Origin of the sequence: Mycobacterium vicinigordonae, from assembly GCF_013466425.1 — a bacterium.
GTDB classification, from domain to species: Bacteria; Actinomycetota; Actinomycetes; order Mycobacteriales; family Mycobacteriaceae; genus Mycobacterium; species Mycobacterium vicinigordonae.
The window spans coordinates 5,805,725-5,820,468 of record NZ_CP059165.1; the positions used below are offsets into that span (position 1 = coordinate 5,805,725).

The window sequence follows — 14,744 nt, forward strand, 5'->3', positions numbered from 1 at the left end:
CCCAGGTTGGGGCTTACTCCGATGCAGTCAGGTTGGTGCGGCTACTGGGCTTCGTGCGCTCCGGCCTTGGCCAGATCCACGTCGACCGGCGGCTTGCGAGTGCCGACGAAGGTGAACTTCGCGTCCTCGCCGGGGCCTTCGCCGTCCCAGTCCTCCACGTCAACCGTGACGACCTGACCCGGACCGACCTCGTCGAACAGAATCTTCTCCGAAAGTTGGTCCTCGATCTCGCGCTGGATGGTGCGCCGCAGCGGACGGGCACCCAACACAGGGTCGAAACCACGCTTGGCCAGGAGGGCCTTGGCCTTGTCGGTCAGCTCGAGCGCCATGTCCTTGCTCTTGAGCTGGGTGGCGACGCGCCCGATCATCAGGTCGACCATCTGGATGATCTCGTCCTTGGTCAGCTGGTGGAAGACGATGATGTCGTCGATACGGTTGAGGAACTCCGGACGGAAGTGCTTCTTCAGCTCGTCGTTGACCTTCTGCTTCATCCGCTCGTAGTCGTTGGCACCGCCACCCTGAGTGAAGCCGAGGCCGACGGGCTTGGAGATGTCGGATGTCCCCAGGTTCGAGGTGAAGATCAGCACGGTGTTCTTGAAGTCGACCGTGCGGCCCTGACCGTCGGTGAGGCGACCGTCCTCGAGAACCTGCAACAGGCTGTTGTAGATCTCTTGGTGGGCCTTCTCGATCTCGTCGAACAGCACCACCGAGAACGGCTTGCGCCGCACCTTCTCGGTGAGCTGACCGCCCTCCTCGTAGCCGACGTATCCCGGAGGCGCTCCGAACAGCCGTGAAGCAGTGAAGCGGTCGTGGAACTCGCCCATGTCGATCTGGATCAGCGCATCGTCGTCACCGAACAGGAAGTTCGCCAGCGCCTTGGACAGCTCGGTCTTGCCGACCCCGGACGGCCCGGCGAAGATGAACGACCCCGACGGCCGCTTCGGGTCCTTCAGCCCGGCACGGGTGCGACGGATCGCCTTCGAGACAGCCTTGACGGCGTCTACCTGGCCGATGATCCGCTTGTGCAGCTCATCCTCCATCCGCAGCAGGCGCGTGGTCTCGGCCTCGGTGAGCTTGAACACCGGGATGCCGGTCCAGTTGCCCAGCACTTCGGCGATCTGCTCATCGTCGACCTCGGCGACAACATCGAGGTCACCGGATCGCCACTGCTTCTCCCGCTCGGCGCGCTGGGCTACCAGTTGCTTTTCCCGATCGCGCAGGCTGGCGGCCTTCTCGAAGTCCTGGGCGTCGATCGCGGACTCTTTCTCCCGGCGAGCCTCGGCGATCTTCTCGTCGAACTCGCGCAGGTCTGGCGGCGCGGTCATGCGGCGGATTCGCATCCGTGCGCCGGCCTCGTCGATCAGGTCGATCGCCTTGTCCGGCAGGAACCGGTCGTTGATGTAGCGGTCTGCCAGGGTGGCCGCAGCCACCAGTGCGCCGTCGGTGATCGACACGCGGTGGTGCGCTTCGTAGCGGTCGCGCAGACCCTTGAGGATCTCGATGGTGTGCTCCACTGTCGGCTCGCCCACCTGGACCGGCTGGAAACGGCGCTCAAGCGCGGCGTCCTTCTCGATGTACTTGCGGTACTCGTCGAGGGTGGTGGCACCAATTGTCTGCAGCTCGCCGCGGGCCAGCTTGGGCTTCAGGATGCTGGCCGCGTCGATGGCACCCTCGGCAGCACCGGCACCAACCAGCGTGTGCAGCTCGTCGATGAACAGGATGATGTCGCCGCGGGTGTTGATCTCCTTGAGTACCTTCTTGAGGCGCTCTTCGAAGTCACCGCGGTAGCGGGAGCCAGCGACCAGCGAACCCAGGTCCAGGGTGTAGAGCTGCTTGTCCTTGAGCGTCTCGGGAACCTCGCCGTGCACGATGGCCTGCGCCAGGCCCTCGACGACGGCGGTCTTGCCGACGCCGGGCTCGCCGATCAGCACCGGGTTGTTCTTGGTGCGCCGGCTCAGCACCTGCATGACCCGCTCGATTTCTTTCTCACGGCCGATGACGGGGTCGAGCTTGCCTTCCATGGCCGCGGCGGTGAGGTTGCGGCCGAATTGGTCGAGCACCAATGACGTCGACGGGCTGCCAGACTCGCCGCCGCGACCACCGGTGCCGGCCTCAGCGGCCTCCTTGCCCTGGTAGCCGGACAGCAGCTGGATCACCTGCTGACGCACCCGGGTCAGTTCGGCGCCGAGCTTTACCAGCACCTGGGCCGCCACGCCTTCGCCCTCGCGGATCAGCCCCAGCAGGATGTGCTCGGTGCCGATGTAGTTGTGACCGAGCTGCAGCGCCTCGCGCAGGCTCAGCTCCAGGACCTTCTTGGCGCGCGGCGTGAAGGGAATGTGACCGGACGGCGCCTGCTGGCCCTGGCCGATGATTTCCTCGACCTGGCTGCGGACACCCTCCAGCGAGATCCCCAGCGACTCCAGCGACTTGGCCGCCACGCCCTCACCCTCGTGGATCAAGCCCAACAGGATGTGCTCAGTGCCGATGTAGTTGTGGTTGAGCATCCGGGCCTCTTCTTGGGCCAGGACGACCACCCTGCGGGCACGATCGGTAAAACGTTCGAACATTGGTGGTTACCTGCTCTCCTCACCATGGGTACTCCGTGTCGCCAAGACTCTGTCGGCACAGGGGCCGACACCGCGTACCTGCCGTCCACTCTAATGGTCGGCCCGCCAGGGTTCATAACCTCACGGTGCGCAGCGGCGCCGAAGCACAAGACACTAACGCGGCAAAGCCCCGGTGTGTTTCCCGAGCGCAGCAAAGATCCGTTCGCCGCAAGCGAAAAGCAAGAAATCCGGCGCCCGAGCTGACATGAGCCCGGGCGCCGGCAAATGCTGGATCAGACGACGACCGCGACCAGAGTCAGGCCGAACAAAAGCCCTTCGCCTTCGATCGACTTAGGTCGCTCGCGATGACTTAGGTCGCGGCGTGGAACGCATCGATCACGTCGGCGGGGATCCGGCCGCGAGTCGATACGTTGTGCCCATTGCGACGCGCCCACTCGCGGATCGCGGCGCTTTGCTCGCGGTCGATCGCGCCACGGCCCCGGCCGGAACCCGCACGTCCGCGCCGCCTGCCACCAACGCGCCGCCCAGCGGCCACCCACCCCTTCAAATCATTACGCAGTTTCGCCGCATTCTTACTGGAAAGGTCGATCTCATAGGTCACCCCGTCAAGCCCGAATTCGACCGTTTCGTCGGCGGCGCCGGCACCGTCGAAATCATCGACCAAGGTGACCGTCACTTTCTTCGCCATTGGCTTACCCTCACGTTCTTCCTGATTGGTTACAGATTCCACTTTGGATAGATTCCCCCGGGCACCAATCTGCCATATCAAGGGCGAATACTCAATCCGACACAACTGGTCTTGTTCAGTTTGAGTGGGGACGAACAATCGGGAACAAAACTGTCTCCCTAATTGACAGGCCGGTCAAGCACATCAACAACCGGTCGATTCCCATTCCAGTTCCGGTGCATGGCGGCATACCGAACTCCAGTGCCGCAAGAAAATCCTCGTCCAGTTTCATCGCCTCGTCATCACCGGCAGCCGCGGCCCGCGCCTGATCGGCAAATCTTTCGCGCTGGATGACCGGGTCGGTCAATTCCGAGTATCCGGTGGCCAGTTCGACTCCGTGCAGGTAGAGATCCCACTTCTCGGTTACTCCGGCAATACTGCGGTGCTGGCGGGTCAAAGGGGTGGTTTCGACCGGGAAATCCCTGACAAATGTGGGAGCGGTCAAGCTCCTGCCCACCACATGCTCCCAAAGTTCTTCGACGAGTTTGCCGTGACCAAAGCCACGATCTGCCGGAATCTCCACGCCGAGTTGGTCCGCGATGGCTCGTAAGCGTTTGACTGATGCCTCCGGCGTGATCTCTTCCCCGAGTCCATCTGAAAGCGAGGAATACATCCCAAGAGTTGCCCATTCGCCGTCGATGTTGTATATGGAGCCGTCCGGCATCGGGAGTTCTCGAGTGCCGATCGCCTCGTCGGCAACCTCTTGAATAAGCTCTCTGGTGACGACGGCGGAATCGTCATACGTACCGTAGGTCTGGTAGGTCTCCAGCATGGAAAATTCCGGGGAATGCGTCGAATCGGTTCCTTCGTTTCGGAACACTCGATTTACTTCGAAGACCTTATCAAAACCTCCGACGATGCAGCGCTTGAGGAACAGCTCCGGCGCGATCCGCAGGTAAAGGTCGATGTCGAGCGCATTGGAATGGGTGACGAACGGTCGCGCGGCGGCGCCGCCGGCCAACGTCTGCAACATCGGCGTTTCGACTTCCAGGAACCCGCGACGTTCCAAGGAATTCCTTATCGCACGGATGACCGCGATCCGCTGCCGGGCCACCGAGCGTGCTTGCGGACGCACGATCAGGTCGACGTAACGCTGCCGTACCCGCGCTTCCTCGCTCATCTCCTTGTGCGCGACCGGCAACGGCCGCAGCGCCTTGGCGGCCATCCGCCAGGAATCAGCCAGGACAGACAATTCGCCGCGTCGTGAGCTGATTACGGTGCCGTGGACATAGACGATGTCGCCGAGGTCGACATCGGCCTTCCACGCGTCCAGAGCCTCCTGGCCCACCTTGTCCAGGCTGATCATCGCCTGTAACTGGGTGCCGTCACCGTCCTGGAGCGTCGCGAAGCACAGCTTGCCTGTGTTGCGCGCGAAGACCACCCGGCCGGCGACGCCGACTACGTCACCGGTGGCGGTATCGGTCGGCAGATCAGGGTGCGCGGCGCGAACCTCGGCCAGTGTGTGGGTACGTGCGATGGCTACCGGGTAGGGATCTTGACCCTCGTCCAGCAGGCGAGCTCGCTTGTCCCGCCGGATTCGGAACTGCTCGGGAAGGTCCTCGACAGGAGCTTGATCGGCGGCACTCACGACGTGCCAGCTTAATTCAACTCGTGGCGACGCTCAGCGCGCGGTCTTCAGCCGGCCGCGCTGGGCGTCGCGGTTGCGCTCGAAGACCAGCCGCAGACCGTGCAGCGTCAGGTGTTGGTCGTAGTGCTCCACACTGTGCAGTTCGGGCAATAGCAGCGGCGCGGTGTGTCCGGTAGCCACCACTGCGACGTCGTCGTCTGCAGAGAATCCCTTGACGTCGTCCCGGATCCGGCCGACCAGCCCGTCGACCAGGCCGGCGAACCCGAACACCGCGCCGGCCTGCATGCATTCCACGGTGTTCTTGCCGACCACCGAGCGGGGACGGGACAGCTCGACGCGGCGCAGCGCGGCCGAGCGGGCAGCGGCGGCATCCGAGGACACCTGCACCCCGGGAGCAATGGCACCGCCGAGGAACTCACCTTTGGCCGATACCACGTCCACGCAGATCGAAGATCCGAAATCGACGACGATCGCGGCCTTGCCGAACTTGCTGAACGCCGCCAGACAGTTGACAATCCGGTCGGCACCGACCTCTTTCGGATTGTCGACAAGCAGCGGGATGCCGGTCCGCACCCCGGGCTCGATCAGAACTTGCGGCACCGACGGCCAGTACTGCTCGAGCATGATCCGCACCTCGTGCAGCACCGACGGGACGGTGGACAGTGCCACAGCACCGGTGAGCTGTTCAGAGTCCTCCCCGATCAGCCCGTCGATGGTGAGCGCCAGCTCGTCGGCGGTGACTTCGGGTTCGGTGCGAATCCGCCACTGCTGCAGAACTTTCGCATGGTCCTTGACTCCGGACAACAGACCGACGACGGTGTGGGTGTTGCGGACGTCGATCGCCAGCAACACGATTACCGCACACCGATCCGGGGGTCGAGCAGTTCCTCCACGCCGTCCGGCACGAACGCCGGGTCGTGGCCCAGGTCGATCTGCTTGTTCGCCGCGTCGACAAATACGATCCGCGGCTGGTAGGCGCGCGCCTCGGCGTCCTCCATGGTGCCGTAGGCGATCAGGATCACCAGATCGCCGGGATGAACGAGATGCGCTGCGGCGCCGTTGATTCCGATGATTCCGCTGCCGCGGTCACCGGTGATGGCGTAGGTGACCAGCCGGGCGCCGTTGTCGATGTCCACGATGGTGACCTGCTCGCCCTCGAGCAGGTCGGCGGCATCCATCAGATCCGCGTCGATGGTCACCGATCCGACGTAGTGCAGGTCGGCCTGCGTGACGGTGGCGCGGTGGATCTTCGACTTGAGCATGGTCCGTAACATCAATTCCTCCATTGTGATTGGACGTCCGGCCCATTGGTGCCGGCGAGGTTACCGATTTGGATTGCGACGTTGTCCAGCAGTCGGGTGGTGCCTAGCCGAGCCGCAACCACCAGCCGGCCCGAACCGTCAGTCGGTTCCGGACCCAGCTCGGTGTCGCGCAACTGCAGGTAGTCGACGACCAAGCCGGGGGTGGCATCCAGCACTGCGCGGGCAGCGTCCAGCGCGGCCCGAACACCGTGCGACGCGGCATGCGCCCCTGCCGTCAGGGCCGCCGAAAGCGCCACGGCCGCTTCACGTTGCACGGGGTCGAGGTAGCGGTTGCGCGACGACCGGGCCAGGCCGTCGGCTTCGCGCACCGTCGGCACTCCGACGATCTGCGTGTCGACGTTCAGGTCGGCCACCATCTGCCGGATCAACACCAGTTGCTGATAGTCCTTTTCGCCAAAGAACGCCCGGTCCGGGCGCACGATCTGCAGCAGTTTGAGCACGACGGTCAGCACACCGGCGAAATGCGTTGGACGAATAGCTCCTTCGAGCTCGGCAGCCAGCGGCCCGGGCTGCACGGTAGTGCGCAGGCCGTCGGAATACATTGCCGCCGCAGTCGGGGCGAACACGATCTCCACACCTTCGCCGCGCAGCAGTTCGAGATCGTCGTCCAGGGTGCGGGGATAGGCGTCGAGGTCCTCGTTGGCGCCGAACTGCAACGGATTGACGAAGATCGACACCACCACAACCGAACCGGGCACCCGCTTGGCGGCGCGAACCAGCGCCAGGTGCCCGTCGTGCAGTGCTCCCATGGTGGGTACCAGCATGATTCGGCGCCCGGTGTGCCGCAGCGCACGCGTGACCTCGGTGATCTGCCGCGGTGCGGCATACACGTTGAGCCGGTCCCGCTCGAAGGTCGGGGACTTGGCCGCGCTCATCGGGCCAGCACCTCCACGACGTCCTGCGGGGCGTGGGCACGCTGCGCGGTGCGCAGCGCATTGACCCGATATGCTTGCGCCAGTTGCGGATCCGCCTCTGCCAGCGCCCGCAGATGCCCGGCGACGGCGGCCGCGTCACCACGGGCCACCGGTCCGGTGAGCGCAGCCTGACCGCGTTGCAGGGTGTTCTCCAGCGCGGCCCGGGCCAGTGGTCCGACGATACGTTCGGCGATTCCGCCGGGGTGGTTGTCCACCCGCTGCTGCCCCAGCAATTCGTCGCCGCGTACCGCGGCCCGCAATGCCTCCAATGCGTCTGCCAGCACGGTGACTAGATGATTGGAGGCGTGCGCCAGCGCGGCGTGGTACAGCACGCGCGCCTCCTCGCGCACGCAGAACGGCTCCCCGCCCATCTCCAACACCAGCGACTGGCCGATCGCGTATCCGACTTCGTCGGCGGCGGTGACCCCGAAGCAGGTGTCGGGCAACCGGGCGATGTCCTCGTCGGAACCTGTGAACGTCATCGCCGGGTGGATTGCCAGCGGAACGCAGCCCTGCTCGGTCAGCGGCGCCAGCACGGCGATCCCGTTCGCACCGGAGGTGTGCGCCACGATCGTCCCCGCACGCACTGCGGAGGTAGCGGCCAGACCGGACACCAGGCCGGCGAGTTCGCTGTCGGTAACCGCCAGCAACAGCAGCTCAGCGCCGGTGGCGACGTCGGGCGGTGCTAGCACGGGGGTGTCGGGCAGCCGGCGCGCGGCACGCTGCAGGGACGCCTGCGAGATAGCGCTACAGGCCACCACGACGTGGTCAGCGCGCTCCAGCGCGACCCCTAGCGCGGTGCCCACCCGGCCCGCGGAGATGATCCCCACCTTGAGCCTGGCCGGGCGCAAACCGTCGAACTGCTCCATCGCAGACGACCTCACAGTGATCTTCGTTCGTTCCAGTCCCACTTCTGGGGTACCGGACGGTCATAAAGACTGTAGTCGATGCACCGAACTCAGCGCAGCGTGTCAACCGTCACGCCGGCGACGGCGCCCGCCGCCACCTGGCTGCACCTGCAGCCGCGCCATCAGGTCGGCGACGGTCTGGCCACCGGATTCGGGATCGGTCTGGTCTGGCACGTTGCCCATCTCGTCGGCACTACGATGCCGGGGAGCGGGCGCCGGGGCCAACCGCGGCGGCGCCGGTTCGGGTGCCGGTTGCGCCGGCGGAGGTGGCGGCTCATCGACGCGTGCGCCGGCCTCCGACTCAGCCGGCTGCCCAAAATTGCCGACGCCGTATTGCCGGTATTCCGCCGAGTGCCGGGACCGCGACCGGCGACCTCCGTATTCGGCTGCGGCCTCGCGCGGCGGCGCGGCACCGGGCGGCGGGACATCGGCATTGGGCCGGACATTCATGGCGGTTGGGACGTTGGGTCCCGGCTGAACATTTTCGCCAGGCGCGACGTTGACGGCACCGAACGGCAGCCCGGCTTCCTCCGATTCGGAATGCCGGGCGCGCCGCCTGCGTCCAGACTGCTCCGGCGCATCAGCTGCGTCACCGGGCGCCCAGTGGCTACCGGGCGCTCCGGGCGGCAACCACTGGCCCTCTGCCGCGACCGGCTGCCACGGCGAGGGTTGAGACTGCCCAGCCGCCGGTGGGGGCGGGGGAACAGGCTGCTGCACCGGCGGCGGCCGATGACGCGGCGCGAACGCCGGTTCAGGCTGCGGGAACGACGGCTCCGGCTGTTGGAAAGGCGGTTCGGGCTGTTGGAACGGCGGTTCGGGCGGACGGGGGGGCGCGTACTCGCGCACGGGTGCCGACGGCCGAGGTGGCAACAGCGGCTCTTCCGGCACGTCGATGATCGCCGAATCGTCGGCGCGGGTAGGCCGGTCGTCCCGTCGCACCGCCGTGACCCGGTCGCTGGTGACCCAGTCGGCGGACGGCATCTCTCCGTTCTGAGCGCCGTGCCCCGTTCGATCGGTCAACGCCCGGGCCGATTCGCGGTCCAGTGTCTCCAGCGCCGGACGCTGTTCGAGGTCGGTGTCGAACAGGATCTCCAGGTTGGCGCGCAGCGAGGACAACTCGGCGCGTAGCGCCGCGATCTCATCGGCGGCCTGTGCGTGTATCTCGGCGGCCAACTCGCGGCGCAACTGCGACTCCACGGTCAGCTCGTACTCACGACGCGCCGAGATCTCCCGATCCAGCTGCAGGTCGTAGACGAGTTTCATGTCCCGCGCCCGCGCTTGGTCGGCCTCGGCCTGTCGTCGGTAGAGCACCGACACGAAAGCGCCAGCGACGGCGGCCCACAGCGCCAGGATCACAGCGAGCTTGAGAAGTTCCACGCGATCGGTGAAGACCAGCGCGGAACTCGCCCCGATCGCGAGGACCAGCAACGTCGTCAAGAGCACCCACCCCGGCCTGCGGCCGCCGCGCCGAACCCGGGCGCCGCGGGACAGAACGGTCATGGGCTGACTGTACCCGGACGAGGTCATTCCGCGTGTCGCGCCAGTCCGGCGATTCTCAGGTCGGGTCGCCCACGGTCAACTCTCGGCTCCCTCGCCATGCTCGGGCGGATCCGGCGGCGATTTGCAGCAATGCTGCAGCCACAGCGCGGCGAACACCAACGCCAACGCACTGACCGCGGCCACCACCGCTCCGGACGTATCCTCGGCGACCACCCGCAATGACCTGCGTGGCAAGAAATACACCAGCACCCCGAGCCACCACCCCAGCACCAGCGCCCCCACCCAGGCGGATGCCTTGGCCACAATCAGGCTGCGCGCCACCGCGAGCGGGTGGAGCCGGCCGGCGCCCTCACCGATTTCGCCGTCGTCAATCTTGGTTCGCACAAACCGGCCCCACCGCCATTCGGCCGCTGCGACGACCAACAGCGAAATCCCGGTCCACAACGTGATCGGCGGAAACCATCGGTACAGCACGGTGATCAGCAGGTAACCCAGTACCGCGGCACCGATCGCCACCGCCGTCAGATCGCGCTTGCGGGTCGGTCCCATCAGCGGCTCAGGGTCAGGGAAGTCGGCCGAACGCCAGCCCGGCCGGCGGGTTGCAATCGATACAGCAGCTCGACGACGGGGTGCCGGCCGTCGGCGAGCGTCAGCTCGGCGCCGGGGTCGACATCCAGCCACGGGATCAACACAAAAGCCCGCAGCTGTGCCCGTGGGTGCGGCAGGATCAGGTCGCGCTCGTTGCTGATGATCTCGCCGTCGGCGTCGTAACACGCGATCAGATCCACGTCCAGAGTGCGCGGGCCCCAGTGCACTTCGCGCTCCCGTTGCGCCGCCCGCTCATATTCACCGGCCCGGCGCAGCCAGCCACGGGCGTCGCAGGCCGGGTCGTCGGCGATCAGCACCGCGTTGAGGAACGGGTCCTGCTCGACCCCACCCCACGGGTCTGTTTCGTAGACCTGTGACGACGCCGCGACGGCGTCGCCGAGCCCGGTGATCACCGACTGCAGCCGGGCCAGCCGGTCGCCGAGGTTGGCTCCGATAGACAGCACCACCCTGGTCATCCCGCCACACCCGTCATACGCTCGCCGGAACCACCGAGCCTCGGCCGCCCCGCCGGGAGCGCCGAGTCACCACGGCCACGTCGTCGAAGCCCTGGGAAATGGGCGCCTGCGGCTTGTGCACAGTGACTTCGACGGCGTGCACCCGCTCGTCCTTGATCACCTCGTCGGCGATCTCGGCGCCGACTGTTTCGATCAGGTTGCGCGGGGTGCCGCCGACGACGTCGGCGGCCAATTGGGCCAGCACGCTGTAGTCGTAGGTGTCGGTCAGATCGTCACTCGCCGCGGCTTGTGCCAGGTCGATCCACACGATCACGTCGACGACGAAGTCCTGCCCATTACTTCGCTCGTGTTCGAAAACGCCGTGTCGGCCGCGAACTACCAGACCGCGCAACTCGATTCGATCAGCCATTGGTCGCCGTTCCTTTCCCCCAGGCGCGGATCACCTCGAGCGCGTCCGCCGAGGCGCGCACGTCGTGCACGCGGACCCCCCAAGCGCCGTGCAGCGCCGCCAACGCCGAGATCACCGCCGTCGCCGTGTCACGACCCTCGGGCGGCCGTGGGGTGCCGTCCGGGTCGGCCAGCAACGCACCGAGAAATCGCTTGCGTGAGGCGCCGACGAGCACCGGCACCCCGGTTCCGACCAGCTCGGGCAAGCTGTGCAGCAACGCCCAATTGTGTTGTCCGGTCTTGGCGAAACCCAGCCCCGGGTCGATCACCAGCATGGCCGGATCGACGCCAGCGGCTACCGCGTCGTCGACGCTGGCGAGCAGGTCGGCACGCACCTCGGACACCACATCCCGGTAGGCCGGAACGTGGTGCGGACGCTCTGCCGACACCGGCCGCCAATGCATCAGCACCCATGGCACTTTCGCCTCCGCCAGCAACGGGGCCATCGCCGGGTCGGCGCGGCCGCCGGACACGTCGTTGACAATCCGGGCGCCGCGCTCCAGCGCCTCAGCAGCGACCTTGGCATGCATGGTGTCAATGCTGACCGTGATTCCTTGCGCTGCAAGCCCTTCGATCACCGGAAGGACACGGCGGGCCTCGATGCCGGGGTCCACCGGGATAGCGCCGGGACGGGTCGACGCGCCGCCGACGTCGACGACCCCCGCACCCTGGGCGGCCAGCGCCAGACCGTGCTCGACCGCACCGCTGGGATCCAGGTAACGCCCGCCGTCGGAGAACGAGTCTTCGGTGACATTGAGCACCCCCATCACCTGCACGGGCGCCGAACTCACTTGCGCAGGATGAGATCGAGCGCTTCGGCTCGAGACGCGGCATCGGTCTTGAACTGACCGCGCACCGCCGACGTCGTGGTGGTGGAACCGGGTTTACGCACACCCCGCATCGCCATACACAGGTGCTCGGCCTCGACCACCACGATCACTCCGCGGGGATTCAGCTTCCGCACCAGGGCGTCGGCGATCTGGCTGGTGAGCCGTTCCTGCACCTGCGGGCGCTTAGCGTAAAGGTCAACCAGCCGAGCGATTTTCGACAAACCGGTGACCCGGCCGTCCGCGCCCGGGATGTAGCCGACGTGCGCCACACCGTGGAACGACACCAGATGGTGTTCGCAGGTCGAGTACATCGGGATCTCTTTGACGATCACCAATTCGTCGTGGTCTTCGTCGAACATGGTGTTGAGCACCGACGCCGGATCGGTGTAGAGACCCGCAAATATTTCGCGGTAAGCCCGGACCACGCGAGCAGGCGTGTCCCGCAGCCCATTTCGATCGGGATCCTCGCCGATCGCAATGAGCAGCTCGCGAACCGCGGCCTCGGCGCGCACTCGATCGAACTCGCCCACGCGGCCATCCCTGGAATCCAGCTGCGTCATCAAGCCTCCGTCGATCAGCCGTGGGCCGGGGGGTTGGACCGGGTCACGTCCTTGTCGCGCTGGGGGTCGAACTGGGGACGGGACTCGTCGGTGTCCGAGTCGGTATCCGGGCTGGGATAACTGGGGGCTGGTTGGGGACGGTCGGGAGCTGACTTGGGCGGCCACCCGGGCGCGCTCCAGCCCGCCGGGGCGCCATAGTCGGGCTGGGTGGCGCCGTGCGAACCGTTCGGGCCCTGCGAACCGCCGCCGTTACCTTTGGCTTTGCCGGCGGCCTCCTCGGCGGCCTTGCTGGCTTGCGCGATCGCTACTTTGAACGCGGGCTCGGGCACCGGTTGCGGCCACGGCTCGCCGCGCTCGATCGCCAGTTCCCCGGGTGTCTTGATGGGCGGCTTGTCCGACGGGATACGGCCACCAAAGTCGTCGAACATAGTCAGCCTGGGTCGCTTCTCCACGTCGCCGAAGATTGCCTCCAGCTCGGGCCGGTGCAGCGTTTCCTTTTCCAGCAGCTCACCGGCCAGGGTGTCCAGCACGTCGCGGTATTCGGTGAGGATCTCCCAGGCCTCGGTGTGCGCCGCTTCGATCAGCTTGCGGACCTCTTCGTCGATTTCACGCGCGACCTCATGCGAGTAGTCGGATTGGGTTCCCATCGAGCGGCCCAGGAACGGGTCGCCGTGTTCGGTGCCGTACTTGACGGCGCCCAGCCGCGCACTCATGCCGTACTCGGTCACCATCGCGCGCGCGATCTTGGTGGCCTGTTCTATGTCGGAGACCGCACCGGTGGTCGGTTCGCGGAACACCAGTTCCTCGGCAGCGCGGCCACCCATCGCGAACACCAACTGAGCGATCATCTCCGAGCGGGTCCGCAGGCCCTTGTCGTCTTCCGGTACCGCGACCGCGTGGCCACCCGTGCGACCGCGGGCCAGGATCGTCACCTTGTACACCGGGTCGATGTCCGGCATCGCCCACGCGGCGAGGGTGTGGCCGCCCTCGTGGTAGGCGGTGATCTTTTTCTCCTGCTCGCTGATCAACCTGCCCTTGCGGCGCGGTCCGCCGATGACCCGGTCGACCGCCTCCTCCAGCGCCGCGCCGGTAATCACGGTGCCGTTCTCGCGGGCGGTCAGCAACGCTGCCTCGTTGACGACATTGGCCAGGTCGGCGCCGGTCATGCCGACGGTGCGCTTGGCCAGCCCGTCCAGGTCGGCGTCCTCGGCGATGGGCTTGCCTTTGGAATGCACCCGCAGCACCGCCCGGCGCCCGGCCAGGTCGGGGTTGGACACTGGGATCTGCCGATCGAAACGCCCAGGCCGCAGCAGTGCCGGGTCCAGGATGTCGGGGCGGTTGGTGGCCGCGATCAAGATGACGCCGGCGCGGTCGCCGAAGCCGTCCATCTCCACCAGCAACTGGTTCAGCGTCTGTTCGCGCTCGTCGTGCCCGCCGCCCAGGCCGGCGCCGCGCTGCCGGCCCACCGCGTCGATCTCGTCGACGAAGATGATGCATGGGCTGTTCTGTTTGGCCTGCTCGAACAGGTCCCGGACGCGGGATGCGCCGACACCGACGAACATCTCGACGAAGTCCGAGCCGGAGATGGTGAAAAAGGGAACGCCCGCTTCTCCTGCTACCGCCCTGGCGAGCAGCGTCTTGCCGGTGCCGGGCGGTCCGTAGAGCAGCACACCTTTGGGGATCTTGGCGCCCAGCGCCTGGTAGCGGCTGGGGTTCTGCAGGAAGTCCTTGATCTCGTAGAGCTCCTCGACCGCTTCGTCGACGCCGGCGACGTCGGCGAAGGTGGTCTTGGGCATGTCTTTGGACAGCTGCTTGGCGCGCGACTTACCGAAGCCGAAGCCCATCCGCGCGCCGCCCTGCATGCGCGAGAACATCACGAACAAGCCCACCAGCAGCAACAGCGGCAGCGCGTAGACCAACAGTTCGCCGATCAGGCTGCCTTCGTTGACGACGGTGCTGACTTTGGCGTTCTTGGCGTTCAACGCATTGAAAAGGTCGACGCCGAAGCCAGTGGGGTATTTGGTGATGACCTTGTCGGAGTTCTCTGTGTCGCCATTGCCCTTTTTCAGGGTCAATCTCACCTGCTGTTCACGGTCGTCGATCTGCGCGCTCTTGACGTTGTCGCTGCTGATCTGCGCCATCGCGACCGAGGTGTCCACGGGCTTGTAGCCGCGGGTGTCATCGCTGAAATAGAAGAACGACCAGCCGAGTAGCACCAGAACAGCAACCGCCGTCAGGGTGCGGATCACGTTTCTACGGTTCATCAAGCATCGGCCGTGCCGGCCAGGTCCTTCCCGATACACACAGCTGGAAATGT

The 14,744-nt window shown here is 66.3% G+C and carries 14 protein-coding genes; all 14 read right to left on the reverse strand.

Going from position 1 to position 14,744, the window contains the following annotated elements; genetic code table 11:
* Positions 1–41 precede the first annotated feature (41 nt).
* The 14 genes from clpC1 to ftsH all read right to left on the reverse strand — a co-directional run bounded on the left by clpC1 (position 42) and on the right by ftsH (position 14,691).
* Complete coding sequence (gene clpC1 / locus H0P51_RS26020; RefSeq protein ID WP_180915668.1) at positions 42–2,567, reverse strand: ATP-dependent protease ATP-binding subunit ClpC; 2,526 nt, start codon at positions 2,565–2,567, stop codon at positions 42–44.
* A 349-nt stretch (positions 2,568–2,916) separates the two neighbouring features.
* Complete coding sequence (gene lsr2, locus H0P51_RS26025; RefSeq protein ID WP_180915669.1) at positions 2,917–3,255, reverse strand: histone-like nucleoid-structuring protein Lsr2; 339 nt, start codon at positions 3,253–3,255, stop codon at positions 2,917–2,919.
* 115 nt (positions 3,256–3,370) lie between these two features.
* Complete coding sequence (gene lysS, locus H0P51_RS26030; RefSeq protein WP_180915670.1) at positions 3,371–4,882, reverse strand: lysine--tRNA ligase; 1,512 nt, start codon at positions 4,880–4,882, stop codon at positions 3,371–3,373.
* Positions 4,883–4,915: 33 nt separating this feature from the next.
* Positions 4,916–5,734 (reverse strand): type III pantothenate kinase, encoded by an 819-nt coding sequence (locus H0P51_RS26035; protein WP_180915671.1) that lies wholly within the window; start codon positions 5,732–5,734, stop codon positions 4,916–4,918.
* A 2-nt stretch (positions 5,735–5,736) separates the two neighbouring features.
* Complete coding sequence (gene panD / locus H0P51_RS26040) at positions 5,737–6,156, reverse strand: aspartate 1-decarboxylase (RefSeq protein WP_180915672.1); 420 nt, start codon at positions 6,154–6,156, stop codon at positions 5,737–5,739.
* On the reverse strand, positions 6,156–7,079 hold the full coding sequence (panC, locus tag H0P51_RS26045; protein ID WP_180915673.1) for a pantoate--beta-alanine ligase: 924 nt from the start codon (positions 7,077–7,079) through the stop codon (positions 6,156–6,158). Before panC ends, panD begins: the two co-directional genes overlap by 1 nt.
* A complete protein-coding gene (locus tag H0P51_RS26050; protein WP_180915674.1) occupies positions 7,076–7,987 on the reverse strand; it encodes a Rossmann-like and DUF2520 domain-containing protein in 912 nt (303 codons plus the stop codon). Before H0P51_RS26050 ends, panC begins: the two co-directional genes overlap by 4 nt.
* A gap of 102 nt (positions 7,988–8,089) precedes the next feature.
* Entirely contained in the window at positions 8,090–9,526 is a 1,437-nt protein-coding gene (locus H0P51_RS26055) for a DUF6779 domain-containing protein (RefSeq protein WP_180915675.1), read from the reverse strand.
* A 75-nt stretch (positions 9,527–9,601) separates the two neighbouring features.
* Complete coding sequence (locus tag H0P51_RS26060) at positions 9,602–10,075, reverse strand: DUF3180 domain-containing protein (RefSeq protein ID WP_180915676.1); 474 nt, start codon at positions 10,073–10,075, stop codon at positions 9,602–9,604.
* Complete coding sequence (gene folK, locus H0P51_RS26065) at positions 10,075–10,590, reverse strand: 2-amino-4-hydroxy-6-hydroxymethyldihydropteridine diphosphokinase (RefSeq protein ID WP_180915677.1); 516 nt, start codon at positions 10,588–10,590, stop codon at positions 10,075–10,077. The genes H0P51_RS26060 and folK overlap by 1 nt, the downstream gene beginning before the upstream one ends.
* 13 nt (positions 10,591–10,603) lie before the next feature.
* Entirely contained in the window at positions 10,604–10,999 is a 396-nt protein-coding gene (gene folB / locus H0P51_RS26070) for a dihydroneopterin aldolase (protein WP_180915678.1), read from the reverse strand.
* On the reverse strand, positions 10,992–11,828 hold the full coding sequence (gene folP / locus H0P51_RS26075) for a dihydropteroate synthase (protein WP_180915679.1): 837 nt from the start codon (positions 11,826–11,828) through the stop codon (positions 10,992–10,994). Before folP ends, folB begins: the two co-directional genes overlap by 8 nt.
* Positions 11,825–12,427 (reverse strand): GTP cyclohydrolase I FolE, encoded by a 603-nt coding sequence (gene folE / locus H0P51_RS26080; RefSeq protein WP_180915680.1) that lies wholly within the window; start codon positions 12,425–12,427, stop codon positions 11,825–11,827. The genes folP and folE overlap by 4 nt, the downstream gene beginning before the upstream one ends.
* A gap of 14 nt (positions 12,428–12,441) precedes the next feature.
* A complete protein-coding gene (ftsH, locus tag H0P51_RS26085) occupies positions 12,442–14,691 on the reverse strand; it encodes an ATP-dependent zinc metalloprotease FtsH (RefSeq protein ID WP_180915681.1) in 2,250 nt (749 codons plus the stop codon).
* Between the last annotated feature and the right edge of the window lie 53 nt (positions 14,692–14,744).

Excerpts from the sequence above, each read along its gene's own strand:
- lsr2 (WP_180915669.1), bottom strand. The coding sequence starts at position 3,255 with ATGGCGAAGAAAGTGACGGTCACCTTGGTCGATGATTTCGACGGTGCC.
- panC (WP_180915673.1), bottom strand. The coding sequence starts at position 7,079 with ATGAGCGCGGCCAAGTCCCCGACCTTCGAGCGGGACCGGCTCAACGTG.
- clpC1 (WP_180915668.1), bottom strand. The coding sequence starts at position 2,567 with ATGTTCGAACGTTTTACCGATCGTGCCCGCAGGGTGGTCGTCCTGGCC.
- H0P51_RS26050 (WP_180915674.1), bottom strand. The coding sequence starts at position 7,987 with ATGGAGCAGTTCGACGGTTTGCGCCCGGCCAGGCTCAAGGTGGGGATC.
- folK (WP_180915677.1), bottom strand. The coding sequence starts at position 10,590 with ATGACCAGGGTGGTGCTGTCTATCGGAGCCAACCTCGGCGACCGGCTG.
- H0P51_RS26060 (WP_180915676.1), bottom strand. The coding sequence starts at position 10,075 with ATGGGACCGACCCGCAAGCGCGATCTGACGGCGGTGGCGATCGGTGCC.
- H0P51_RS26055 (WP_180915675.1), bottom strand. The coding sequence starts at position 9,526 with ATGACCGTTCTGTCCCGCGGCGCCCGGGTTCGGCGCGGCGGCCGCAGG.
- folE (WP_180915680.1), bottom strand. The coding sequence starts at position 12,427 with ATGACGCAGCTGGATTCCAGGGATGGCCGCGTGGGCGAGTTCGATCGA.
- panD (WP_180915672.1), bottom strand. The coding sequence starts at position 6,156 with ATGTTACGGACCATGCTCAAGTCGAAGATCCACCGCGCCACCGTCACG.
- folB (WP_180915678.1), bottom strand. The coding sequence starts at position 10,999 with ATGGCTGATCGAATCGAGTTGCGCGGTCTGGTAGTTCGCGGCCGACAC.
- ftsH (WP_180915681.1), bottom strand. The coding sequence starts at position 14,691 with ATGAACCGTAGAAACGTGATCCGCACCCTGACGGCGGTTGCTGTTCTG.